The sequence below is a fragment of the Wohlfahrtiimonas larvae genome, assembly GCF_002006755.1.
Taxonomy (GTDB): domain Bacteria; phylum Pseudomonadota; class Gammaproteobacteria; order Cardiobacteriales; family Wohlfahrtiimonadaceae; genus Wohlfahrtiimonas; species Wohlfahrtiimonas larvae.
This window is the reverse complement of the sequence record NZ_MVDO01000030.1, coordinates 1-22,832: the sequence shown is the minus strand read 5'-3', so window position 1 is coordinate 22,832 and position 22,832 is coordinate 1. Positions and strand designations below refer to the sequence as shown.

21 protein-coding genes are annotated in these 22,832 nt (G+C 36.9%); 8 read left to right on the top strand and 13 right to left on the bottom strand.

The window, feature by feature from the left end; translation table 11 throughout:
• The first annotated feature begins 94 nt into the window (after positions 1 to 94).
• Positions 95 to 736, top strand: coding sequence for a DUF421 domain-containing protein (locus BZK14_RS02045; protein ID WP_077924939.1), 642 nt, complete (start codon positions 95 to 97; stop codon positions 734 to 736).
• 35 nt (positions 737 to 771) lie between these two features.
• On the opposite strand, the gene nadC is transcribed toward BZK14_RS02045, so the two are convergent.
• Complete coding sequence (gene nadC / locus BZK14_RS02040) at positions 772 to 1,623, bottom strand: carboxylating nicotinate-nucleotide diphosphorylase (protein ID WP_077924938.1); 852 nt, start codon at positions 1,621 to 1,623, stop codon at positions 772 to 774.
• A 267-nt stretch (positions 1,624 to 1,890) separates the two neighbouring features.
• Between nadC and nadA the strand changes: the two genes are divergently transcribed.
• Positions 1,891 to 2,925, top strand: coding sequence for a quinolinate synthase NadA (nadA, locus tag BZK14_RS02035; RefSeq protein WP_245831121.1), 1,035 nt, complete (start codon positions 1,891 to 1,893; stop codon positions 2,923 to 2,925).
• Here the strand turns inward: nadA and BZK14_RS02030 are convergent.
• Positions 2,922 to 3,863, bottom strand: coding sequence for an NUDIX hydrolase (locus BZK14_RS02030; RefSeq protein WP_077924937.1), 942 nt, complete (start codon positions 3,861 to 3,863; stop codon positions 2,922 to 2,924). The two genes, nadA and BZK14_RS02030, sit on opposite strands and share 4 nt — an antisense overlap.
• A 117-nt stretch (positions 3,864 to 3,980) precedes the next feature.
• Between BZK14_RS02030 and BZK14_RS02025 the strand changes: the two genes are divergently transcribed.
• Entirely contained in the window at positions 3,981 to 4,724 is a 744-nt protein-coding gene (locus tag BZK14_RS02025; protein WP_077924936.1) for a tetratricopeptide repeat protein, read from the top strand.
• 201 nt (positions 4,725 to 4,925) lie between these two features.
• Positions 4,926 to 6,314, top strand: coding sequence for an anaerobic C4-dicarboxylate transporter DcuC (dcuC, locus tag BZK14_RS02020; RefSeq protein WP_077924958.1), 1,389 nt, complete (start codon positions 4,926 to 4,928; stop codon positions 6,312 to 6,314).
• A 71-nt stretch (positions 6,315 to 6,385) separates the two neighbouring features.
• Here the strand turns inward: dcuC and BZK14_RS13560 are convergent, their stop codons facing one another.
• The 6 genes from BZK14_RS13560 to BZK14_RS01995 are packed head-to-tail and all read right to left on the bottom strand — an operon-like array spanning position 6,386 to position 12,191.
• Complete coding sequence (locus BZK14_RS13560) at positions 6,386 to 6,775, bottom strand: TonB-dependent receptor (RefSeq protein WP_281249049.1); 390 nt, start codon at positions 6,773 to 6,775, stop codon at positions 6,386 to 6,388.
• A gap of 2 nt (positions 6,776 to 6,777) precedes the next feature.
• Entirely contained in the window at positions 6,778 to 8,550 is a 1,773-nt protein-coding gene (locus tag BZK14_RS02015; protein ID WP_281249048.1) for a TonB-dependent receptor plug domain-containing protein, read from the bottom strand.
• A 16-nt stretch (positions 8,551 to 8,566) separates the two neighbouring features.
• Positions 8,567 to 9,385 carry a class I SAM-dependent methyltransferase gene (locus tag BZK14_RS02010; protein WP_077924935.1) on the bottom strand — a complete coding sequence of 273 codons (819 nt, stop codon included), beginning with the start codon at positions 9,383 to 9,385 and terminating at the stop codon, positions 8,567 to 8,569.
• An 18-nt stretch (positions 9,386 to 9,403) separates the two neighbouring features.
• Complete coding sequence (locus BZK14_RS02005; RefSeq protein WP_077924934.1) at positions 9,404 to 10,159, bottom strand: ABC transporter ATP-binding protein; 756 nt, start codon at positions 10,157 to 10,159, stop codon at positions 9,404 to 9,406.
• Entirely contained in the window at positions 10,156 to 11,142 is a 987-nt protein-coding gene (locus tag BZK14_RS02000) for a FecCD family ABC transporter permease (RefSeq protein ID WP_077924933.1), read from the bottom strand. Before BZK14_RS02000 ends, BZK14_RS02005 begins: the two co-directional genes overlap by 4 nt.
• Positions 11,142 to 12,191, bottom strand: a complete 1,050-nt coding sequence (locus BZK14_RS01995; RefSeq protein WP_077924932.1) for an iron ABC transporter substrate-binding protein — start codon at positions 12,189 to 12,191, stop codon at positions 11,142 to 11,144. The genes BZK14_RS02000 and BZK14_RS01995 overlap by 1 nt, the downstream gene beginning before the upstream one ends.
• A 152-nt stretch (positions 12,192 to 12,343) precedes the next feature.
• Here BZK14_RS01995 and BZK14_RS01990 point away from each other — a divergent pair, with 152 nt between their 5' ends.
• From BZK14_RS01990 to BZK14_RS01980, 3 genes are all read left to right on the top strand, one after another.
• Positions 12,344 to 13,417 (top strand): RHS repeat-associated core domain-containing protein, encoded by a 1,074-nt coding sequence (locus BZK14_RS01990; RefSeq protein WP_077924931.1) that lies wholly within the window; start codon positions 12,344 to 12,346, stop codon positions 13,415 to 13,417.
• 74 nt (positions 13,418 to 13,491) lie between these two features.
• A complete protein-coding gene (locus BZK14_RS01985) occupies positions 13,492 to 14,769 on the top strand; it encodes a hypothetical protein (protein ID WP_077924930.1) in 1,278 nt (425 codons plus the stop codon).
• Positions 14,770 to 14,807: 38 nt separating this feature from the next.
• Positions 14,808 to 18,131: an RHS repeat protein gene (locus BZK14_RS01980; RefSeq protein WP_077924929.1), complete on the top strand. Its 3,324-nt coding sequence runs from the start codon at positions 14,808 to 14,810 to the stop codon at positions 18,129 to 18,131.
• 60 nt (positions 18,132 to 18,191) lie between these two features.
• Here BZK14_RS01980 and BZK14_RS01975 read toward each other — a convergent pair whose 3' ends face one another.
• The 5 genes from BZK14_RS01975 to BZK14_RS01955 form a co-directional block, all read right to left on the bottom strand.
• Positions 18,192 to 19,079: a pirin family protein gene (locus BZK14_RS01975; protein ID WP_077924928.1), complete on the bottom strand. Its 888-nt coding sequence runs from the start codon at positions 19,077 to 19,079 to the stop codon at positions 18,192 to 18,194.
• Between the two features lie 147 nt (positions 19,080 to 19,226).
• The gene (locus BZK14_RS01970) at positions 19,227 to 20,390 is read right to left on the bottom strand and encodes a glutathionylspermidine synthase family protein (RefSeq protein WP_077924927.1); all 1,164 of its coding nucleotides are present in this window, start codon (positions 20,388 to 20,390) and stop codon (positions 19,227 to 19,229) included.
• Between the two features lie 4 nt (positions 20,391 to 20,394).
• Positions 20,395 to 21,102: a DUF1190 domain-containing protein gene (locus tag BZK14_RS01965; protein WP_077924926.1), complete on the bottom strand. Its 708-nt coding sequence runs from the start codon at positions 21,100 to 21,102 to the stop codon at positions 20,395 to 20,397.
• A 34-nt stretch (positions 21,103 to 21,136) separates the two neighbouring features.
• Positions 21,137 to 21,460, bottom strand: a complete 324-nt coding sequence (locus tag BZK14_RS01960; protein ID WP_077924925.1) for a DsrE family protein — start codon at positions 21,458 to 21,460, stop codon at positions 21,137 to 21,139.
• Between the two features lie 38 nt (positions 21,461 to 21,498).
• The gene (locus BZK14_RS01955; protein ID WP_077924924.1) at positions 21,499 to 22,152 is read right to left on the bottom strand and encodes a DsbA family oxidoreductase; all 654 of its coding nucleotides are present in this window, start codon (positions 22,150 to 22,152) and stop codon (positions 21,499 to 21,501) included.
• A gap of 99 nt (positions 22,153 to 22,251) precedes the next feature.
• Here BZK14_RS01955 and BZK14_RS01950 point away from each other — a divergent pair.
• The coding region (locus tag BZK14_RS01950) for a lipoyl protein ligase domain-containing protein (protein ID WP_143691275.1) at positions 22,252 to 22,832 on the top strand (581 nt) is incomplete at its 3' end.

The following is a 22,832-nucleotide window of genomic DNA, read 5'->3' as shown; positions in this document are numbered from 1 at the left end:
GATCATAAAGATAATAAAACCATTCAATGATGATTGAGTGGTTTTTTTATATGCTATTAAAATAATAATAAACTTACTTAGGAGATAAAATGTTATGGAATACTATTTATTAACATTAGGTAAACTCATTGTGGGTTTTGTCATTGTTATGGCTTATATGAATTATATGGGTAAAACACAAATTTCTCAGATGACATCCATTGACTTGATTGGCAATTTTATTTTAGGTGGCATCATTGGTGGCGTGATCTATAGTGAAACAATTTCTATGCTGCAGTACATTCTTGTTTTATGTTTAGGCATTGGAATGATGTCGATGCTAAATATCATCACGAAAAAATTTGATTTTTTTAGAAAAGTCACGATAGGTGTCCCCATTCCTTTAATTGAGGAGGGGAAATTCATTTTGGAGAATCTAGAATCTAAAGATCATAAAATTGATATTGTCAGTATTGCTTCTACATTGAGATCTCAGGGCATTTTGTCATTTCAAGAGATCCGTTTTGCGCAGATTGAGCCCAACGGGCAACTAACGGTCATTAAAATGAATGATCCGCTGCCTTCTGTCATCATTATGGTGAATGGTGAAATTTTGACATCTGAATTAGAGAAGATTCATAAAGATCAAGAGTGGCTAGATCAAGAGCTCAACAAACAGAACATTCAAAATAGCGAAGATGTATTTTTAGCTGAATATTGGAATAATGAAGTAAAATTTGTGTTGAATCGCTCCTGATATTTGAATCATCAGGTAGCCATTCATCGTCAATATCATATAAAATCCAAACCAATATCCAAGGATTTCACGCTGTGTGTTAACCAACCCATGGCAATGAAGTTAACGCCGGTTGCAGCTACCGCTTGAATGGTTTTTGGCGTAATTCCGCCAGATGCTTCTGTTAAGCATTTGCCATGACAAAGTTGAACAGCTTCTTGTAACATTTCAGGTGGCATATTGTCTAATAAAACAAGATTAATACCTTCTGCTAATGCAAGTTTCAATTGTTCGATAGTATCTACCTCAACTTCAATGGGGATTAAATGTCCTGCAAATTCTTTTGCATCTCGAATCGCTTGAGTAATGCTGCCTGCGATCGCAATGTGATTATCTTTGATCAAAATAGCATCATCTAATCCCATTCGATGATTACGGCCACCACCTACTCTCACAGCATATTTTTGTAAGACACGTAATCCCGGAATGGTTTTGCGTGTACAAGTGATTTCTACAGGATATTCAGCAATCATTGCTTTAAGGTTAGCAACTTCTGTTGAAATGCCGCTTAAATGTGTCATAAAATTTAAAGCAGTCCGTTCTGCCGTCAGCAATGCACGAGCATTACCGGTAATGGTTGCTAAGACTTGATTGGGCTTAATTGTATCACCATCTTGGGCTTTTGCTGTAAATTCAATGTTCTTATCAATCAGCTCAAAAGCCAGTCGAGCTAAATCCATTCCTGCCACGATGCCATTTTCTCTTGCAACGATATGTAATGTTGCATTTTGATTTATAGGAATAATAGCTTGGCTCGTGACATCTCCTCTTCGACCTAGATCTTCTTCTAATGCTTTTAAAATTAAAGGTTTTAATAATATGTCAGGTAATGGTGCAATTTGATTCATATATAAGATTCCTAAAATTTAATGATACAATTTATTATACTCATTGTGAGCATATATATTTATAAGATCTTTTGCAAATATAGATAAGGTTGTTTTAAATTTAATTTAAAAAATCATAAATAGATAATTGATATTTATTGTTTTTTATTTTAAACAAATTATAGGGCAATTGAGTTGTTGGTTTTTATATTCAAAAGCTGATATGATTTTTCTCTAAAATAGATATATGCTCATAATGAGTATAAATAAACGCATTAATGAGGAGAAATGGAAATGGAGATGGAGCAGCAGGAGAAAATAAAGCAGTTATTACAGCATAATAATGCAACCATCATTGCGCATTATTATACTGATCCAGAAATACAAGCACTGGCAGAAGCGACGGGTGGATGTGTTGCTGATTCATTGGAAATGGCAAGATTTGGGTGGGATTCTAAGGCTGAAACCTTGATTGTTGCAGGTGTCAAATTTATGGGAGAAACTGCAAAAATTTTAAGTCCCGATAAAAAAATATTAGTGCTAGATTTAGAAGCAACATGTTCTTTAGATATTGGCTGTCCTGCGGATGATTTTTCTCGGTTTTGTGATCAACATCCTGATCGTATCGTTGTTGTATATGCTAATACTAGTGCAGAAGTAAAGGCAAGAGCAGATTGGGTGGTAACATCTGCAATTGCTTTAGATATTGTGCGTGCATTGCATTTAGAAGGTAAAAAAATTATTTGGGGGCCAGATCGTCATTTAGGTCGTTATATTGCAGAACAAACCAATGCTGATATGATCTTATGGCAAGGGCAATGTATTGTGCATGATGAGTTTAAAGCAGATAGTTTGCGCTTATGCCAAGAGCAATATCCTGACGCTTTAATTTTGGTTCATCCAGAATCACCTGCTCAAGTTGTAGAGCAAGCTGATTTTGTAGGCTCGACATCTCAGATTATAAAATTCGCACAAAATGCAGAGGCTGATCAATTCATTGTTGCTACAGATCGCGGTATTTTTTATAAAATGCAGCAATTGATGCCGGACAAAACTTTTATTATTGCACCAACAGCAGGGGAAAGTGCAACATGTAAAAGTTGTGCTATGTGTCCATGGATGGCAATGAATACTTTGGATAAAATTCAAAATATTTTAGAAAATAATAGTAATGAAATTACTGTGCCTGAAGAGATTCGTGTACAAGCCGAAATTGGCATCAATAGAATGTTGGCGTTCTCAGCCACACGATCCATTAATGTTAAAGCTTCAGGGGATTTGAGCAGAGATCGAGCATTATTTCATCAAATTGGCCCAGCTTAATTGAATGAGCGAGAAATCGGTAATTTACTGCCAGATAGTGATCGCTCTAATAAGACGTCATCTCGGAATTGATACAAGCGAGCAGGGCGACCAGGGCTTGCTTGATCCATTTCACCAGTTTCTTCAATGAGATCTTGTTGGAGAATAAAACGACGGAAGTTTTGTTTATGTAAGGTAATGCCCGCTAATGCTTCAATGTTTTGTTGTAATTGAAATAGTGTAAAGGTTGGTGCCATTAATTCAAAAATAACAGGACGGTATTTGATTTTGGCGCGTAATCTTGCCATGGCAGATGCTAAAACTCTGCGATGATCATGAATCATAGGATGACCACAGTGTTCAGCATCAATGACTGTTTTATGTGACGCACTTTCTGGCAAAACTCCCACTTCATACATCAACTCATAGCGTTGTAATACATACTCTTCATTCCAAGTAAAAGGTGCTAATCCCCAGCAAAGATTAACCCGTTGTTCACGAGATTTTTGTTCTGAGACTGTATTGCCTGCATTAATCCAATGTTTAAAAATGGGTAATAGCTCAGTTTCAATAAAGCTTGGGCGACCATTGCGATGATCTTCCCATGGAAAATATTGATACCAATTTAACCATGTTGCTTGAGAGCCGTGATGATTGGCTTCTTCACGAACTAATCCCAAGTAACTAATATAAATAAGATAATGGCCTGATGATGTTTTTCGATTAGTATCTACCAATGTATATAATTGTTCGACATAACCCAAAGATTGTTGTGTTTGTGTTTCCACCCATTGGCGAACGCCTGCTTGCAGTGATTTGTGTATGGGATCTAATGGACCATTGGGTAAAGCGTTGCCTTGTTCTACTGTAAGGACTTTTGCTTCAGCATCTGTCACTGCAATCAGTACAGCTGCAAGTTCTGTAGTAGCTTCTTTTGTGGTAATCAATGGTTTATTCATGTAGCAAATATTTTGAAAATCATAATCAATGATTATAAGATAAAGCCTTAAATAAGGCACGCATTAGAAATAGATATGTTTTTAAGCGTCACTACACTATGATGGGAGCATAAGTTTATGCCATACTTTTTAAGTATTTTAATTACACTGATCTGTATTATTCATATTATGAAAACAGGGCAGGAGCGTTATTGGGTGTTAATTGTGATTATTGCACCAATGTTGGGGCCGATTGCTTACTTTATTGTAGTGACTTTACCTAGTTTAATGGATTCTCGTCGTGGGCATCAAATTAATAAAAATATTAAAGGGTTGGTGAATCCTAATGCTGATATTAAGGCTGCTGAAAATGAAGTAAGAACAGCACCAACATTTATGAATCAGAAATATTTAGCAGATGCTTATTTTGCAGCACAACGTTATCAAGATGCTTTGACAGTTTACCAGAAGATTCAGGTGGGATTGTATGCAAATGATCCTGAGTTGTTATTACAAATTGCCAAATGCCATTTTTTCTTGAATCAACCACAAATAACTATTCAAACACTGGATACATTAAGAGCAAAAAATCCTGATTATGATTCAAGTGAAGGGCATCTATTTTATGCAAAAGCATTGGCGGCACAAGGTAATACACAGCGTGCGCTCGAAGAGTTTGATGCTTTAGTGGTTTATTATCGTGGCTATGAGGCAAAGGTTAGTTACATTGAAGCTCTTATTCAGTTGAATGAGATAGATAAAGCTAGAGAATTAGCCTTGCTCTTAAGTGCTGAGATAGATAGCATTCCCAAACATGTGAAAGATTTAAATAGTGATTGTTTAAAGCGTTTGAAAAAAATCTTGAATCATCATCATTGGTAATTTGGGATATTTTGAGTGAATATAATATTAAAGATAATAGTGCTAATAATGTTTTATTGATTCAAACATAAATAAATCATAAATTGATATGTGTTAAGAAATGTAATTATAGCACTTAGAGGATATTGAAAACGCAGTATTCTACCTACCATTAGAACCAAAAATTCAATGGAGATAGAAATGTTAGGTATTCCGATGTATATAGTAGATCTGTTGATCGGTACAGCAGTGGCTGTAATGGTTGGACGATATATTATTAAAGGCTATTCAGCAACAGGTGTTTTGATGTTGGGTGGCTTTGTGTTATTGATCATTAGCCTATTTTTGGGGCGAGATATTCTGCCAGGACAATCAACTGGTATAAAAATTTTAGATATTTTTGAATTTACTAAAAATTTATTATCTAGCCGTGCGGCCGATCTTGGCATGATGATTATGATTTTATGTGGGTTTGCATCTTACATGAATCATATTGGTGCGAATGATGTTGTGGTTAAGATTGTTTCTAAACCATTAACGCACATTAAATCGCCTTATATTTTAATGATCGCTGGTTATTTTATTGCATGCTTGATGTCATTTGCAGTATCTTCGGCAACTGGATTAGGTGTATTGCTGATGGGGACGTTATTTCCATTGATGGTGAATGTTGGGATTAGCCGAGGTGCTGCAACAGCAATTTGTGCTTCACCTGCAGCATTGATTTTATCGCCAACCTCAGGTGATGTAATTTTAGCAGCTGAGAAATCTGGCATGGGCGGTGATTTACTAATTAACTTTGCCTTTTATAAAACTTTACCTGTTTCCATCATTGCCATCATTGCGATTGCCATCACACATTTCTTTTGGCAACGTTATTTGGATCGTAAAGAAAATAGTGTTTGTGAGCGGTTGGATGTGAATGAAATTAAAACGAATGCACCATCTGCTTATGCAATTTTGCCATTTATGCCGATCGTAGGTGTATTGATTTTTTCAGGTAAATGGATATTACCATTTAGCGATACACTTATTCCAAACTTAAATATCATCACCATTTTGATCATCTGCCTGTTTGTAACGGCAACGATTGAGTTTATTCGTTCATGGGATGCACAGAAAGTATTTGAAGGCTTGAATTGTGCTTATAAAAGTATGGGAGATGCATTTGTTTCAGTTGTGATGCTATTAGTTGCTGCAGGCGTATTTGCAGAAGGCTTAAAAGTGGTGGGCTTTACATCAGGATTGATTGAATTGGCAGAATCCGCAGGTGGTGGCGCTTTGATTATGATGATTGTTTTAGTTTTAGTCACAATGTTAGCAGCTATTGCTACAGGTTCAGGTAATGCACCATTTTATGCATTTGTGGAATTCATCCCTAAAGTTGCATCAGAAATGGGTATTAATTCAGCATTCTTAGTGATTCCGATGTTACAAGCATCCAATATAGGACGAACAATGTCACCCGTTTCAGGTGTTGTGGTGGCAACCGCAGGGATGGCAAATATATCGCCCTTTGAAATTGTGAAAAGAACAACTGTGCCAATGATTGTAGGGATGTTAGCTGTCATCATTGCAACTAAAATTTTAGTACCAGTAGCACCATTATAAATTATGTTTTTATCGTCTAAAATCAACAAAAAGCTAGTGATACTAGCTTTTTGCATTTAAGAATCTTTTAATTAATAAAAATCAATGCGCATGTTGGCATAGAAGGATCGGCCTGGTGATGAATAGTCATTATTGAATGATGCATAATTTTTGTTGAAAATATTTTCAATACCTGCATTAAATGTAACGCCTTGCCATTGTGGTGGTGTAATGCTGACTTTTAAATTATAAACTTGATAAGCTCTATTTTTTTCTGAGCCTTCCATATTGGCATAACTGCTGCTTCGGCCTGTCATAGATGGTGTGATTGCAATCCAGTCCATTGGTTTGATGGATGCATAAAGATAGCCAAAATGTTTTGGTGTATCTTTAATTTTGATCTCTTTATGATCTTTATTTTTAACATCCAAATAAGTATAACCAGCACCTAATTGTAGATATGGGTTTAACTCATAATCCAAGCCTAACTCAATACCTTTGCGTTCAACTTTTCCAGGTAAGTTAATGGATTGACGAATGCATAACCGGGGAAAGTATTATAATCAAAGTCACTGCGATCAATCGCATCTTTGGATTGGCTATAGAATAATGCAGTATCCATTGTTAAACCATCAATAGGTGTACCGTTATAGCCCAATTCAATATTGAGTGCACTTTCAGGTTTCAGACCAGGATTTTGTAAGGTGATGCTTGGTACAAATTCACCAGGTTTACAGCCAGTTTGTCCCTTAGGGCATTTTCTTTCCGAACCGCCAGCATAATTAGAGTAGGATTCTTTGAAACTTGGGAAACGAGTTTTTTTACCGACAGTAAAGCGGAAAGTATCTAAATCTGTTGGTTTATAGAATAGAGCTGCTTGAAAATCTGTCGAATCATAAGATGGTGCTAACATCGAATTAGCAGAAGGGTAAGTATTCAATAAATGTTGAGTATTAATACCAATATCGCTCGCTGTCGCTTTACGTTTTGTATACACAACGCCCAATTGTGCTTCCCATTGTTCTGTGAATGTAATTGTATCTTCTAAGGCAATTGAATAGAACTTTTGCGTTGCTTTAGAATCAGAATCTGGCATGTGTAATGATGAATTCGGGAAAGTATCGAATGATTCATGGGTTTCATCTTTATAACTTAGCATCATTTTGACTAAATGATTATTGATTGCTGTTGTACCAATTTCCACAGACGCACCAAATGCTTTATCGTCATAATGGCTACCTTTAGGGTCACCGCGCCAACCTGTTAATGTATTTTTATAAGTATCATAATAAAGGCGAGGTTTGATATAAATTTTATTATCCATTAACCATGTGGTCGAAACAAACGAAATCGTTTCACGATCCCATTTCGGCCATTTCCAAGTGGTTGGGATAAAACCTTTGTGTCCTATATGCCCCGGATATTTTTTGGCTTTTTGTTTAGAATAACTCAAAACATATTCATCTGTAGCATTCGGTGTCCAACCTAGTTTAATGTTGGCACGGCGATCTTTAGTGTTATAGAGATATTTATCTGAATTAACAAATTGGCCTTCAGCATCTTTACCTACATAGTTATCCGCTAGGCGCGTATATTTACGTGTTCGATCAGAAAAACCTGCTTGTAAATACCAATTTTCTTGTAAGGTACCGATATTGATGCTTGTTTCTTTTACATCTCCAGTGCCAGTACCAATGACGCCAGAAAAATCAAATTTAGATCGTGGTTTCATGGTGACGATATTGATCGCGCCACCCATTGTATTATGACCATACATGACAGAGCTGTAACCTTTAGCCACTTGAATCGATGAAATATCTGCAGTTGAAAAACGGCCCATATCCGAATAGCCATCATAAGGAATATAAACAGGAATGCCATCTACATATATCGGCACATAACGTAAGCCATAACCACGGACTGTTACGCCTGATTCAAAGCGCCCTGAATTGCCAGAAGCTATTGGTGAATCATAAAAAACACCCGGTGTATATTGTAAAGCTTCGCCTACATCTTTAGCTTCTAATAAATCAATGGTTTCTTTGCCAATGTACGATTCAAATAGCTCCGATGATTGTGGTACAGATGCAGAAACCACAACTGTTCCCAATGTGAATACATTACTTTTTGTAGTTTGCTCGGTACTTTCAATTTCGTCAGTTGGCTGTGTTGTTTGATCAGCATAAGCAACAGAGAAGCAGAGTAATAATGCTGCTGAAATTTTGCTGATTTTAAATGAGGAGGAGTTTTTGATCATTATAATGTTTTTTAACTTAGTGAGTTTTCCAATGAATAAAAGCCCATGCACGTTGCATAGGTTGTGCTGAATAAAGTTTGGATTGATGTTTTTGATAGTGATGCTTCAAACGATCAATTTCTTCTTCATTCAATGTACCGATTGACCATTGAACAGCTTCGATAAAGCTTGGCTCATCCAATGTGAGCACTTTGCTTGAGCAATTTTGTGTTTCTAAAAAATCCACAGAAACACGATAACCTTGCTGATAAAGCAGGTTCATAGCGTAAATATAAGTAGGGAAGCCGATATCATCACGGCCAATAGCGCGCAAAATATCTCGGCTGATGAAATCTTTATCCACCGTCATTGTCATATAGACTGCTTTTTTGGCTTTGCTATTAAGTTTTGCTAAAGCTGATTCAATGTCATTGACCATGGAAGAGCGAGAAGATACACAAATATCGCATTCAGGCACATCATCCCAATTGTCATCCCATGATTTCAAAATGCATTCATAGTTATCAATATTTTGTTCTGCCGCGCGTTCTTTCACAACTTCTAGCATTTTGGGGCTGTAATCTAATTCGTAAACTTTTTCTAAGCCTGATGCTAAAGCTAAGCCAATTGTGCCACCGCCACAGCCAACATCTAATAATGTACTTGCATTCGTTAAGTCCATGCGAGATGTAAAATCTTGAATGTAAGATGCACCCGCACAACCACCGCCAGATTTCATATTGTGAGCTTTTTTATCCCAATCATCTGATGTTTTGGGTTGACGAATTGCTTGAGCGACATGGTTGCGATAAAGTTCTGCAAAATCGACATCAAAAATGGTTTTAGAATTAGACATAATGTCATTCCTCTAAGGTTAAACAATGAAGGGTAAGTTTTTGGCGATGATAGATTCATCGAGCGCATAAATCTGCGCTAAGTTTTTTAATGTTAAACATGCTTTGGCTGAGCCATCTGCAATGATGTTGCCGTGGTCTAATAAGATAATACGATCTGCAATTTGCATCGCATGCTCAGGTTGGTGCGTTGTCATCAATATGGATAATCCTTGGGCTTTGAGTTTTTCAATTTGTTCTAGCACGCGCATTTGGTTGCCAAAATCTAAGCTGGCTGTTGGTTCATCCATGATTAGAAAAGATGGATTCTGTGCTAGAGCTCGTGCTATCAATACCAATTGCTGTTGCCCACCGCTTAATTGGGTATAAGGTTTATATGTTAAATGCTCAATACCTAATTGTTGAATGCATTCATAGGCAATGGCTTTATCTTCTGTTTTTGGGGATGAATACCAATTTAAATGTGCGGTTCTACCCATAAGTACAACAGCTTCTACAGTGAAGGGAAATACGTGGTTGTGTGCCTGTGGCACATAACCTAAATATTTTGATAACTCATTACGCTGCCATTTCTGTTGAGGCTTTTGATTAATTAATATTTCGCCTGCGATTTTCGGCAATATACCTAAAATGGTTTTCAATAACGTTGTTTTGCCACAACCATTGGCACCCAATAAGCAAGTCACTTCTTGAGGTTGAAAGGAAAGATTCAGTTTTTCCGCGATGATCTGCCCACGATAACCAATCGTTAAATCCTGTAATTGAATTAAGCTCATGATTTTGCTCCGCCATTGATCAATAAACCAATGAAGAAAGGCGCGCCAATGAATGCAGTTAATACACCGAGCGGAATTTCTATTGGGAATGCTGTACGGGCGATTGTGTCTGTCAGCAATAAGAAAGTTGCACCTAAAAATAGGGCAGTTGGCAACATTTTTCTAAAATCTGGCCCAACCCATAAACGTGCAATATGAGGAATCACTAAGCCGATCCAACCAATGATGCCAGTGATGGAAACGGTTGCCGATGTCATCAATGTGGCAGATAAAATAAAAATAATACGTAAATGTTTAATATTCACGCCAAGCGTGAGAGCTTCTTCATCATTGAGGCTGAGTAAATTCATGCGCCAACGTAATAAAATGAGTGGAATAATGCTCACAAATAATAACGGTGTAACAATGACTAAATCGCTCATGGTTGCCATTGTTAATGATCCCATCATCCAAAATGTGATTACAGTAAGTTGGCTGTAAGGATCAGATAATAATTTAATCATGGAAATGCTAGCACCGAGTAAAGCTGCAACAGCAATGCCCGATAAAACAAGTGCTAATATTGGATCTAATCGACGAACGCATTGAGAAATAATATAAACTAAAAATACTGTGCCTAAGCCAAAGATGAAGGAAAAAATTTGTACGCCAATCACAGAATAGTTCAGATAAATGGCAAGCACAGCGCCCAAACCTGCACCTGCGGAAACACCTAAAATATCAGGTGAAACTAGAGGGTTTCTGAACATGCCTTGGTAAGTACTGCCCGCAACTGCTAAAGCTGCACCCGATAAAATTGCCGTAAGGATTCTGGGTAAACGGATATTCCATAGCACAAAGCTTTGATCGCTCAATGTTTCACTATTGAATAATTCTTTAAAAGCATGGATTAAATCACTGAAAGGAATATTGATCTGCCCAACACAAAATGCGATCAGCACCATTACAAATAATGCAATGGGTGGAATTAACAACCTAACCATTAAATCGTTCCAGTGAGCTGAGTTAAGGCTTCATGTGATAATGAATAACCATAGAACAATTGATAGTATTCAATGATATTTTGGGCATAATCATCATAAGATAATAATTCAGGATATAAAACGTGAGCGAGCCAAGAAACACCTAATAAGCGATTAATGCTTGGTGGTTGATCTAACCAACCAAAAGGTAATTTCGGGGCATAATAAACGCGTCTATTTTTTACAGCAGGTAAGCGTTGCCATAATGGATCAGTGAAGACTTTTTGATAAAAATGATGATCCATCGCAATGATTACATCAGGTTGCCATAGCATTAGTTGTTCCATAGAAACGCGAGCAATGATTTTTTCACCTGCGCCTTCTACGACGTTTTTTGCACCTATCCAATCTAAAACTTCAGTATGAATGGAGCCTGCTAAACCTGTTTCTAAACCATCGGCACCGCGCGCAGAATAAACTTTTAATTGGGATGATTCGGTAGCTTTGTCAGCAATATTATGAGTTTGTGATAATACTTTTTGTGCATAATTTGATAATAATTGCCCACGATTTTTAACACCCAATAATTCACCCAAATGAGATAATTGTTGCGGTGTTTCTGCTAATGAGCCATTCATTAAAAGGTAGGGAATGTTGGTTTGTGATTGAACACGCTCAGCAGTACTGATGTAAGTGGGAGTGATGTTACCAATATCAACAATCACATCAGGCTTCATTTGTATAACTTTTTCTAAAGAAGCAGTTGTGCCACGGCCAGCGAAACGACCAGTTTGGGATAATTGTTGTAAATGCTGACTAAAAAAAGGTTTTTGAATATCTGATAAAGGATGTGTCGACAATCCTAATAATTTTTCTGGCGCTAATGATAATAATAGTACATCCGCAACAGGGCCAGCACTTAATACTCGGTGAATATTTTGTGGTGAAGGAATCTCGCCGAAGCTTTTTATCAAAAATGATTGATTTGTCTCTGCCATGAGGATGACAGGAAAATGCGCGACTAGGGATGTCACTAACATTTTCTTTAAAAAGCTACGGCGATTTTCCATATACAAAGTGACTAGTTAATTAATTAGTGATTTAAGGGAAACCACAGATTAAGATAACCGTTATATATTGTCAAATATAACGATAGGTAAAAATAAAGATTTGATATTAATCAAAGCAATAAAGTTGCTTAAGAAGTAATTGGAAAGAGGAATTGTACCTGTATGCACCAGATGGCGTGGGTGATCTACTCTTACAATCGGATGCTGGCACAGAGCATTTGTATCAAGATGGTAAAGGCTCTACGCGCTTAGTTGTGAATAACAACGGCACAAAAACTAAGTTTGATTATGATGCGTTTGGTAATCCGTTAGCATCAAATGCCAACCCTGAAAGCCACATCAAACACCGCTATGTGGGCGAAGTATTGGATGAAGAAACAGGCTTCTATTACTTTAGAGCAAGACATTATGATCCGAAGATTGGTCGATTCATTAGCCGTGATAGTTTTGAAGGCATGAAAACCACACCGATTAGCTTGAATCCGTATTTGTACGCACATGCTGATCCTGTGAATATGAGTGATCCAACAGGTCATTTTGGATTGATGGATATCAATATCTCACAAGGCATTCAGTCAACATTGAACTATATGGCAAGGGATTATTTACACGATTATATCTTTGGAAAGATTTTTGAAGGAACAATGGATCAACCTGGGTTATCTGATATTTTTACGATGATGCTTTTGAAAGTGCTTGTTAACAATGATTATGATGATAAGGGAACGGTTCCAATGGATGATACTTTATATCCAGCTTTATTGTTAAGTGCTAGTGGATTTAATGATCACCATACAATTCCCAAATATATGTGTGGGCCTGATGACTATACATATACTGCTAGAATTGATATTGCATCACATTCAACTTTACATACTCAAATGTACCTATTTGATACTGCAGTTAAGGTTGGAAGGAAGGGATTAGATGTTGCTCTTCATAAGAAGAAAAGAGGTGCAACAAGTTCACCTCTGATTGAACTCGCAGTTAAGCCTTATGGAAGGTTGGCGATAACTTCAGCACTGCATTATTACTATTATAAAAATGATTATTTGATGAAGCCTGTTCTTGGTGCTAATCGAACAGGAACAAATTTAACACCTGCTGTTTTTTACTCATATTTTGTGAAAGAAACGGAACGCTATGTCTTACCAAATGCTGTTAAAAATCTGTCAAAAAATCAAAATTGTATAAATGAAGCTGATAGAGTTAGAAGAAAAAAATAACTCATAATCAATTAAAAGCTATGAGAGAATACGTTTCATTACTGAAACGTATTTTTTTTACGAGACATAAAACTATGTATGAAATTATTGAAACAGATTTTTCAATCTTCAAAGATAAAACCAAAGTGATGGAGCTTTTTAGCCCAAATAATGTTGTGCATAAAATTGTCCTTCTGCATTACACTTTGTTTGAAGTCGTTGCGATTATTGAAGTACCAAAAATAAATATGGAATATGTACCGTCTTCTAGTCATTACACAGCATATCTTCCTCTAAATATAAGTAAGGATGCCATTAACTATATTGGTGTGAGCATTTTGCCTCACTACTGGAATAGTGTTTATTTTTTACAGGATTTTTATATTAACCATGATTTTTCAAAACAAATAGTTAGAGAAGAACTCAAGTATTTTAAATTAAAGTTAAAAGATGTGCCCCAACAATTTCTACCAACTAATAAATTTGATAGTAAGGAGCTGCCAAATAAGTATTTACCTGAAATCACAAATTTAGGTAATAAGTGTATTGCCCAGTTTTATGATAAGCATTCAATAGGTGACATTAAGAATTTCTATCAATTACTTGAAGATAATAAAATTGAGAAGTTTTCAGAGATAAACAATGTTATCGATTGGATGGATAAAGAAAGTTATAACAAAGCCTATGAAAAGTATCTTAAGGAGCATCCTAATATTGCCAATATGATTATAGAATGTGAAGAAAAGAATTTATCCATAGAAACAACTACATTTATGGAAAATTTATATTCTATTCTTTATTCTATTTTAACGGTTACCGATCAAAGAATAGCTCATGTTATAGAAAAACTACAAAATATATACCACAAAATAACACCATACACATGGCAATATTTACCATTAGAATACGAAAACTTTCATATTTCTCCTGATCCAATAATAGAAAAAGTAGCAGAAAAATTTGGAGGGATTTATAACTATAAAAATCGGCAATATGACTATGAAAATATTTGGGATAAACGAGAGTTAAATGATGATGGTTCTGTGAAAATGTCGGAGCTTGAAACTGAAATTCAAGAGTTATTTCCAGATGGTTGTTATCCTTTCTCGGAATACCAACAAAGTGCCGATTCATTAATTAAAAAGATAATCAATAAAAAACTATCCAAACCTATGTGGTTTCCTATTATGCAATTGGCGGAGACTGATTGTTATTATCTTGATTATGAAGAAACTAAAAATAAACCTGTTGGGCAAGTGATTAGAGTTACAGGAGAGAAAGTTGAAGTAGTTGCTCAAAATTACTTGATTTTTATGGAACAAATCATGATCCCCAAAATAGAAGAAATTATTGAAAAGCATAAAGCCACATAACTTTTTGATGTTTTTATGTTTACACTAAAACTCCTTAAATGGAGTTTTTTTATGCATTGATATCACAAGGCGAGCTTTTTGTCTCACCCGCTGTTGCTAAAGTGAACCAAGATGTGGAGATTGTCTTAGAGCTTCAAGGTGGAGAAAAGCCTTATCAAGCAACCACGGCAACATTGGATGGCAAGCCCATTACTTTGGTGAATGGCGCAGCCACAGTGAAGAGCGATCAAGTGGGTGGCCATTTAGTGGAAACAGTATCGATTGATGCGAGTGGCAATGAGATCACATTCTCTAAACGCTTTATTGTTAAAGATGAAGCGGACATCACAGCGCCAACGGCAGAGATTACAGCGCCTGCGAACTCAGATAATATCAATGTGGCAGAGATCACCACATCTGTGGATATTATTGGTACAGCGATGGATGAGAACTTTGTGGAATACACACTTTATATCTCCCCTGCCGATGAGAAAGATTGGACGCCGATTAAAACAAGTACGGTCCCTGTCGTTAAAGGGAAGCTTGGCGAGATTAACCCACAAACGATGGCGAATGGTCAATATGATTTACTGTTAATCGTTAAAGATGCAGGTGGCAATCAAAGTAGCGCGGGTATTGGTTTGATGCTCAAAGGCGAGCAAAAGATTGGTCAGTTTGCCTTAAGCTTTGAGGATCTATCCTTTGAAGCAGGCAGTTTACCGCTCTTTTTAACACGCACTTATGACACACTCAATCAAAATAGCCGTTTAGATTTTGGCTTTGGTTGGAGTGCAACTTATCAAGATGTGAAGATTCAAACGAATCGTACACCTGGTTTAGATTGGGAAATCGTTAAGGTTGGGGCTGGCTTAAATGCTAAGTTTTGTCCACGTCCAATTGGGCAACGTTTGGTGACTGTTCGTATGCCTGGTGGCACAATGGAACGTTTTAAAGTTAAAACATCGCCTGAATGTAATACATGGCAGTCTCAAATGGCGGGTAGTTTCTTCAGCATTGATTTTGAACCAATGAGTGGCACAACTTCGGAATTAGTGGCAACGGATGTGGGTGAGCTTCGTGTTCATAATGATCAATTGATTGATTATGATACGGTGGATGTTGTGAACCCTAATGAGTTCCGTTTAACCACTAAAAACGGTGATGTGTATTATTTAGATAAAAGCTTTGGTATCCGTCAGATTAAGGATAAAACAGGCAATACATTATCATTTACGAAGAATGGTATTTTTCATTCAGGTGGTGCAAACATTCTCTTTAACCGCGATGCACAAGGTCGCATTGTTAAAGCTGAAACCACAGATGGTCGCAGTTTATCGTATGCGTATGATGGTGATGGTAACTTAAAATCCGTGACGGATCCAAAAGGTGAGAAAACTCAGTTCACTTATCTTCAAAATATGAAGGCGCCACATCAGTTGGATGAAATCATAGGGGCTGATGGTAAACGTTTATTCAAAGCCGAGTTTGATGACAAAGGTCAGTTAGTGACTCAAACGGATGGCAATGGCTTTAAAGTGAATCTTGAGCACAACACGGATAAGAATGAAGATGTGGTGATTGATCAACAAGGGAATAAAACCATTTATCTCTATGATGATCAAGGTAACGTCAATAAAGTCACGGATGCTTTAGGCAATACCACAACTTATACTTATGATGAGTTTGGTAATGAAACAAGTATCACAGACGCTTTAGGTCACACCACAAAGTATGAGCACAATAAATGGGGTGAAGTCACCAAAGAGACAAATGCCTTAGGCTTTAGTACAACAACGGCTTATAACGCCAACAATGAACCCACAGAATTTGTGGATGAGTTGGGCCGTAAAACGGTGAACCTTTATACCCATGACACAATGCAGCTTAGTGGTATTCAGGATGCTATGGGTAACACCACCAAAATTGGCTATAGTTTCTCAGGTAACTTGGGCGCCATCACTGATCCTATGGGCAATAGCACATCGTTTGGCTATCAGAAGATCAATGGTAAAGAGCTGAAAACCTCAGAAACCGATGCAGCAGGCAATGTCACGCGCTTTAAATACGATCAATATGGCAATGAGATTGAGCGTAGTTATGATGTTGTACAAAATGGCACTAAAAAGACATTAACCACAAAGCAATCTTTTGATGTGAAAGGTAATTTATTATCATCCACTGATGAACTGGGCAATACACAGCGTTATGAATACAACAGCTTAGATCAAATGACTCAACAGACAGATGCGAAAGGCCGAACCACAACGTATGAATACGATGGTAATGGTAATCAGATCAAAGTCACAGATCCTTGGGGGCGAGTTGCTGAAACAGTTTATGATGCTAAAGGCCAAGTGACCAAAGTGTGTGATGATGGGGCCTGTAGCGAAACTCAATTTGATGCTTTAGGGCGAGAAACCAAATCCATCGATGCATTAGGTTTTGCGAATGAGAGTATTTACGATGGCAATGGTCAACTAACTACTTCCATTGATGCACTTGGTAACCAAACGAAATATGAGTACGATGCGTTAGGTCGCCAAACCAAAGTCATTAATGCACTTAATATCACAGTTTCTACATCAGATTATGATGCCGTTGGCAATCTCATCCAACAAACCGATGCTAATGGCAGAAGCGTTACCAATGTTTACGATGATAATAATCGCTTAATTGAGCAAAAGAATGCGCTCAACCAAGTGACAAAGCATGATTATGACAAAGCAGGCCGTAAAATTGCCACAGAATCACCCAATGGTGCGAAAAAGCAATTTAAATACAATAGCATTAGCCAGTTGTATCAAGTGCTCGATGGCTTAAATCAAAGTACACTTTACACATATGACAGCCAAGGGAAGTTACTCACACAGACGGATGCTAATAAGCAAACCACACGTTTTGCCTATAATGATTTGGGGCAACGAGTTTCTAGAGCATTGCCTGAAGGACAAGTGGAATCTTCAAGCTACAATACGCAAGGTGATTTGCTGAGCACGAAGAATTTTAAAGGCGAAACCACAACCTTTAAATACAATGGCAAAGAGCAACTAGAGGGCATCACTTATCCTGATAAACGCACTATCACGTACAGTTACAATGCTAAAGGTGATTTAACAGAAACCAAAGATAGCCAAAGTGGATCACTCACGTACCAACGTGATGATTTAGGGCAAACCCTGAAAGTGACAACACCAACGGGAGAACTCGGTTACACATGGAATGGTAATGGCCAAAAGCTGTCACAATCCATCAATCAATTGGGCAGTTACCAATACAGCTATGATGCACTTGGCCGCATTGTGGCAGTGGAAGCCACGGATGCCCATAATATAAATTTGCTAGCTGTCTTGGGGATATCCAACCTAATCCTTTTTGAATCCTAGTTTGATTATATTCAAGCTCGATATTCTTTACTGCAATATTGACTGCCTCGATCACTATTATTAATGTGACTTAAGCTTTCCAGTTAACGGTGGGGCGATTAAGCGTTCACTTTTACCAGGATAATGCACTTCAGGAAAACGATCAGAATGGCTCTCCCAATCTTTTAGAGCTTCCTCTATGGTTTCTTGTTCCCAAGCCACAAAGTTCCACCACATCAATGGCGGATGTTCGATAGGTTCGCCACCGATCAATAAAGCACGGCTATTTTTGTGTAATTTTAAAGTGATAGATGTTGTGCCCGCAGGAATATAAGCCAAAGTATTATCATTCATTTGTGCTTCTTCAGCTGTCATTTCTCCTTCTAATGGCAATAATCCATATTCAAAATTAGGATTCAATGGCAAAGTAATGGTGATATCTTTTTTGCCTTTAATATCCAATGCGCTTAATGGACTATGCATTTCCACAGGGGAAATGTGACCATCACATTCACCTACTAAAACATAAGCTTCATAATCATCATGATCAATGTGTGGCAATTTAGGATAATGTTTAAAATCAGGCTCAATTGTTTCTTTCTCTTTCGGCAATGCAATCCAAAGCTGGGCTAAATGTAGTTCTTTACTGTCGGGATGGCTCAATTCAGTATGAACGATACCTTTACCAGCTGTCATTAAGTTGATTTGATAAGGGCTCATGATTTGGTGACTGCCTAAGCTATCATTATGAATGATTTCACCTTGTAACAACCAAGAGAATGTTTGTAAGCCAATATGTGGATGCGCACCAACATCAACATCTTCACCTGCTTTAAATATGGTTGGGCCAGCATGATCCAAGAAAACCCAATGGCCAATATTGCGCAGCTCACGTTGTGGGATTGCACGTTTAATCGGGAAATTTTCACCAATGATGGCAGTACGTAATTCAAATAATTCGATGCTCATAATGACTCCTGATAAATATATATCAATAGGATAGCGAGCTTTTAGATGTGATTCAATGAAAAATGAGCAAAGGTGGATGGATGATCCATTCTATATTTGCAACAATAAAAAAGCGACCCGAAGATCGCTTTCCAATAACTATAAATATTAACCAATCATTGCGTGAGGGTAGAAGCGAGATAAATCTTGTGTGATGATCTCTTTATCTTCACGAATACAGATACCTGCTGATTCATCACCCACAACCCAACTGCCAACCAATGTTGTGTTATCTTCAAATTTTGGTAATGGGTAATAAGATTGAACAATGTAGCCTTCTTCACCATAAGGGCCATCAATTTCAGAAATCACAGAACCACGATCCACAATAGAAATATTCGCACCTTCACGAGAGAAGAGCGGTTTTTTTACATATGTAGAAAGGTTATTGGCTTTGCTATCTTCTGCAAAATAGCTTTCCAATAGATTTGGATGATTTGGGAACATTGACCATAATAAAGGTAAAATAGCTTTATTGGATAAAATGCTCTTCCATCCTGGCTCAACCCACAAAGTTTTACGGCTATCTAAATAGTTTGCAAACTCTTCACGGAACATGAATTCCCAAGGATACAATTTAAAGATCGTGCGTATCAATTCATCATTCACATCAGTAAATTGACCATTTTCAGTTATACCGATGTCTTCTACAAATAAGAAATCATTGGCTAAATCAGCATCTAATGCACAATCCTGTAAGTATTGAATCGTACCGCGATCTTCTTCCGTATCTGAGCAACAAGTGAAATGTAGTTTAGAAATGCCATGCCATTCTTTGAAATGGGCAAAGCGTCCAATTAATTTTTCTTGAATACTATTGAATTGATCAGCACTTTCTGGTAATTGACCACGTTCAATTTGATCTTCTAACCAAATCCATTGAAAAAATGCACTTTCATACAATGATGTTGGTGTATCTGCATTGTATTCCAACATTTTTGGTGGTGTTTTGCCATCATAAGCAAAGTCAAAGCGCCCATATAAAGAAGGCTCTTTTTTGTGCCATGAATCCGCAACAAATTCCCATACATGTTCAGGAATGCGAAATTTTTTCAATAACGATTCATTGTTGATGACAAGATCAACTGCTTCCAATGACATTTGATGCAACTCATTGGTGGTATCTTCTAATTCATCAATTTCGCGCTCTGTAAATTCATAATAATAATCTTCACTCCAATAAGGTTCATCATACATTGTGTGAAAATAAAAACCGTATTCTACAGCTTTTTCTTGCCAATCAGACCTTGGTTTAATCGCAACTCTTTTCATTCAATTAACCACCAAAAGATGTAGAACGGTTGGATGATTTAGATGTTGCTGAGCGCTGTGTATTTTGTTTTTGAGCAGCTGCGATGCGTTGTTGAGAAACCATCTTGCCAAAGCCACCACGCTGCACAGTGCCTGCAGGTTTTGATTTAATATCACTTTTAGGTACAGATACAGTGCGTCCACCTGCTTGGGCGGCACCATAACTTTTACCTGAACTATCATAGAAGTTTGTTGGGCGTCCAGTTGCATCTTTTGGTGAATAAACAGGCTTACTTGCAACATTATTCCCAGACATTCCACTCATCATTTTACCCATCATATAGCCCGCGAGTAATGGCATGAAAAAGCCACCACTTGAAGCTTGTTGCTGTACTGCTTGACCTGCATCGGTAACAGCATTACCTGTTTGTTGGACAGATTGACAGTTTTCTGCACCAAAATCAGCAGTACACTCTTCTAATGTGGCATATTTGGGTGCCGTTTCTATGGCTTCTTTAACGGCACTTTCATATACTGAAGTACATTCAGCAATCATATTAGGGTTGTTGCTGATGCAATCTTGAGCATCTGCATAAATGGTTAATTGTTCCGTATCATCATTGCCGCCGCAAGCAACAACACCAAATGCCACCAATAATGATAAAGCAATTGGTTTTATCTTGAAATTTTTACGGAAAGTAAATTTATTTATGGATCGTGTTCTTTTCAGCATATTTAAATGATTATCCTAAAATGAAGTCTATTAATTAAAATGTTAGAACTTGGTCGTTATCTTCAGTCATTCTAACAGCTTTTAACATTGTTGTGATTTCTGCACGTTGTGTTTTATCATGAAGCTTGCGAAATTGTAAGCAAGTGCTACATGCAAAAAGTTTACCATTATTTTCAATGAATTTATCCAATTGATCTGAAAGATTAAAAAATTCATGATCCATGAATTCACATTCCACACCTGCACTCATCAAAAAGGCAGTAACTTCATGCCCCATTTCTAGTGATGTATTCATGTAGCGAAAGGCATTCCAAGCTTTTTCTACTTCATTAGTTGTGATGATCACTCCGATTTTCATATTGCACTCCGTTAATTGCATGATTAATACATTAAATTTTATTGAGTAATGCCACGATCAATTTGGATCATTAATTCATAAAATTTCATAGGTGTTTGTGCGCCTGCAACTGCATCAGCTCTGTTAATAACAAAGAAAGGTACACTTCGGATCTCAAAAGATTGTGCTTCTACTTTATCTACCGTCATGGATTGACTAATTTTCATGTCTGTTAATATTTCAGGTAATGTAATATTGGAAATATTTAACTCAGTCATAAATCCTGATAAAACTTGGTCATCAGCAATATTTAAACCATCTTCAAAATAAGCTTTAAAAATACGCATAGCCAAATCACGTGTTTTGTCAGGGTGATGATTTTGCACCCAAGTGATGAGACGGTGGGCAATAGATGTGCTGACTGCAATAGCCTTATCAAAATTCAATGTTAAGCCAGCTTCTGTTGCGATTTTTTTAGCATTATCAGTCATCGCTTTGGCACGATCTAAAGGTACATCATATTTATCTGCCAACACTTCGTAATAGGAACGGTCATTAGTGAAAGGGGCATCAGGGGATAGTTCATATGATTTAAATATTAATTGCTCAGAACGTTTAAATTCATCATTGAATGTGTCCATTGCAAGATAAAAATTGTGGACGCCTATATAACAAAATGGGCAAGAAAAATCTGACCAAACTTCAACTTTCATAATGATTCCTTTGTGTGACTTTTAGGATTAGTATATTAACAGAGAAAAACAAACTATCATTAGATTTTAGAGCACATTGTATTTATTAAAGGCAAGAAAATGAAACAGCTGAGATTATTAATTTCTGAAAGTGTAGATCCATGGTTTAATTTAGCTGTGGAAGAGACTATTTTTAGTACCATGGATCCAGATCAGAAGGTTTTGTTTTTGTGGCGTAACGATAAAACAGTTGTAATCGGTCGTGCTCAAAATCCTTGGAAAGAGTGTAATACACGTAAAATGGATGATGATCATGTAAAGTTAGCTCGTCGTCACAGTGGTGGTGGTGCTGTATTTCATGATTTAGGTAATACTAATTTTACATTTATGATCGGTAAACCTGAATATAATAAAAATGTATCAACTCAAATTATTATTGATGCTTTGAAAACACTAGGTTTAACAGTGGAAGCTTCAGGTCGAAATGATTTAGTTATTCACCGTGAAGGTGAAATTCGTAAGATTTCTGGCTCCGCATACCGAGAAAAAGCAGATCGTGGGTTTCATCATGGAACACTTTTATTAAATGTAGATTTTTCGCGCCTTGAAAATTATTTAAATCCTGACCCAAAAAAATTACAAGCCAAAGGAATTACATCTGTACGATCACGTGTTGCAAATTTAATTGAGCTATTACCGAC

Excerpts from the sequence above, each read along its gene's own strand:
- BZK14_RS01960 (WP_077924925.1), bottom strand. The coding sequence starts at position 21,460 with ATGAAAATCGGAGTGATCATCACAACTAATGAAGTAGAAAAAGCTTGG.
- BZK14_RS02015 (WP_281249048.1), bottom strand. The coding sequence starts at position 8,550 with ATGATCAAAAACTCCTCCTCATTTAAAATCAGCAAAATTTCAGCAGCA.
- nadC (WP_077924938.1), bottom strand. The coding sequence starts at position 1,623 with ATGAATCAAATTGCACCATTACCTGACATATTATTAAAACCTTTAATT.
- BZK14_RS01980 (WP_077924929.1), top strand. The coding sequence starts at position 14,808 with ATGGAGTTTTTTTATGCATTGATATCACAAGGCGAGCTTTTTGTCTCA.
- BZK14_RS02000 (WP_077924933.1), bottom strand. The coding sequence starts at position 11,142 with ATGGTTAGGTTGTTAATTCCACCCATTGCATTATTTGTAATGGTGCTG.
- BZK14_RS01975 (WP_077924928.1), bottom strand. The coding sequence starts at position 19,079 with ATGAGCATCGAATTATTTGAATTACGTACTGCCATCATTGGTGAAAAT.
- BZK14_RS01995 (WP_077924932.1), bottom strand. The coding sequence starts at position 12,191 with ATGGAAAATCGCCGTAGCTTTTTAAAGAAAATGTTAGTGACATCCCTA.
- BZK14_RS02010 (WP_077924935.1), bottom strand. The coding sequence starts at position 9,385 with ATGTCTAATTCTAAAACCATTTTTGATGTCGATTTTGCAGAACTTTAT.
- BZK14_RS01965 (WP_077924926.1), bottom strand. The coding sequence starts at position 21,102 with ATGCTGAAAAGAACACGATCCATAAATAAATTTACTTTCCGTAAAAAT.
- BZK14_RS02030 (WP_077924937.1), bottom strand. The coding sequence starts at position 3,863 with ATGAATAAACCATTGATTACCACAAAAGAAGCTACTACAGAACTTGCA.
- BZK14_RS02005 (WP_077924934.1), bottom strand. The coding sequence starts at position 10,159 with ATGAGCTTAATTCAATTACAGGATTTAACGATTGGTTATCGTGGGCAG.
- BZK14_RS02025 (WP_077924936.1), top strand. The coding sequence starts at position 3,981 with ATGCCATACTTTTTAAGTATTTTAATTACACTGATCTGTATTATTCAT.
- BZK14_RS01970 (WP_077924927.1), bottom strand. The coding sequence starts at position 20,390 with ATGAAAAGAGTTGCGATTAAACCAAGGTCTGATTGGCAAGAAAAAGCT.
- BZK14_RS01955 (WP_077924924.1), bottom strand. The coding sequence starts at position 22,152 with ATGAAAGTTGAAGTTTGGTCAGATTTTTCTTGCCCATTTTGTTATATA.
- BZK14_RS02045 (WP_077924939.1), top strand. The coding sequence starts at position 95 with ATGGAATACTATTTATTAACATTAGGTAAACTCATTGTGGGTTTTGTC.
- BZK14_RS01985 (WP_077924930.1), top strand. The coding sequence starts at position 13,492 with ATGTATGAAATTATTGAAACAGATTTTTCAATCTTCAAAGATAAAACC.
- nadA (WP_245831121.1), top strand. The coding sequence starts at position 1,891 with ATGGAAATGGAGATGGAGCAGCAGGAGAAAATAAAGCAGTTATTACAG.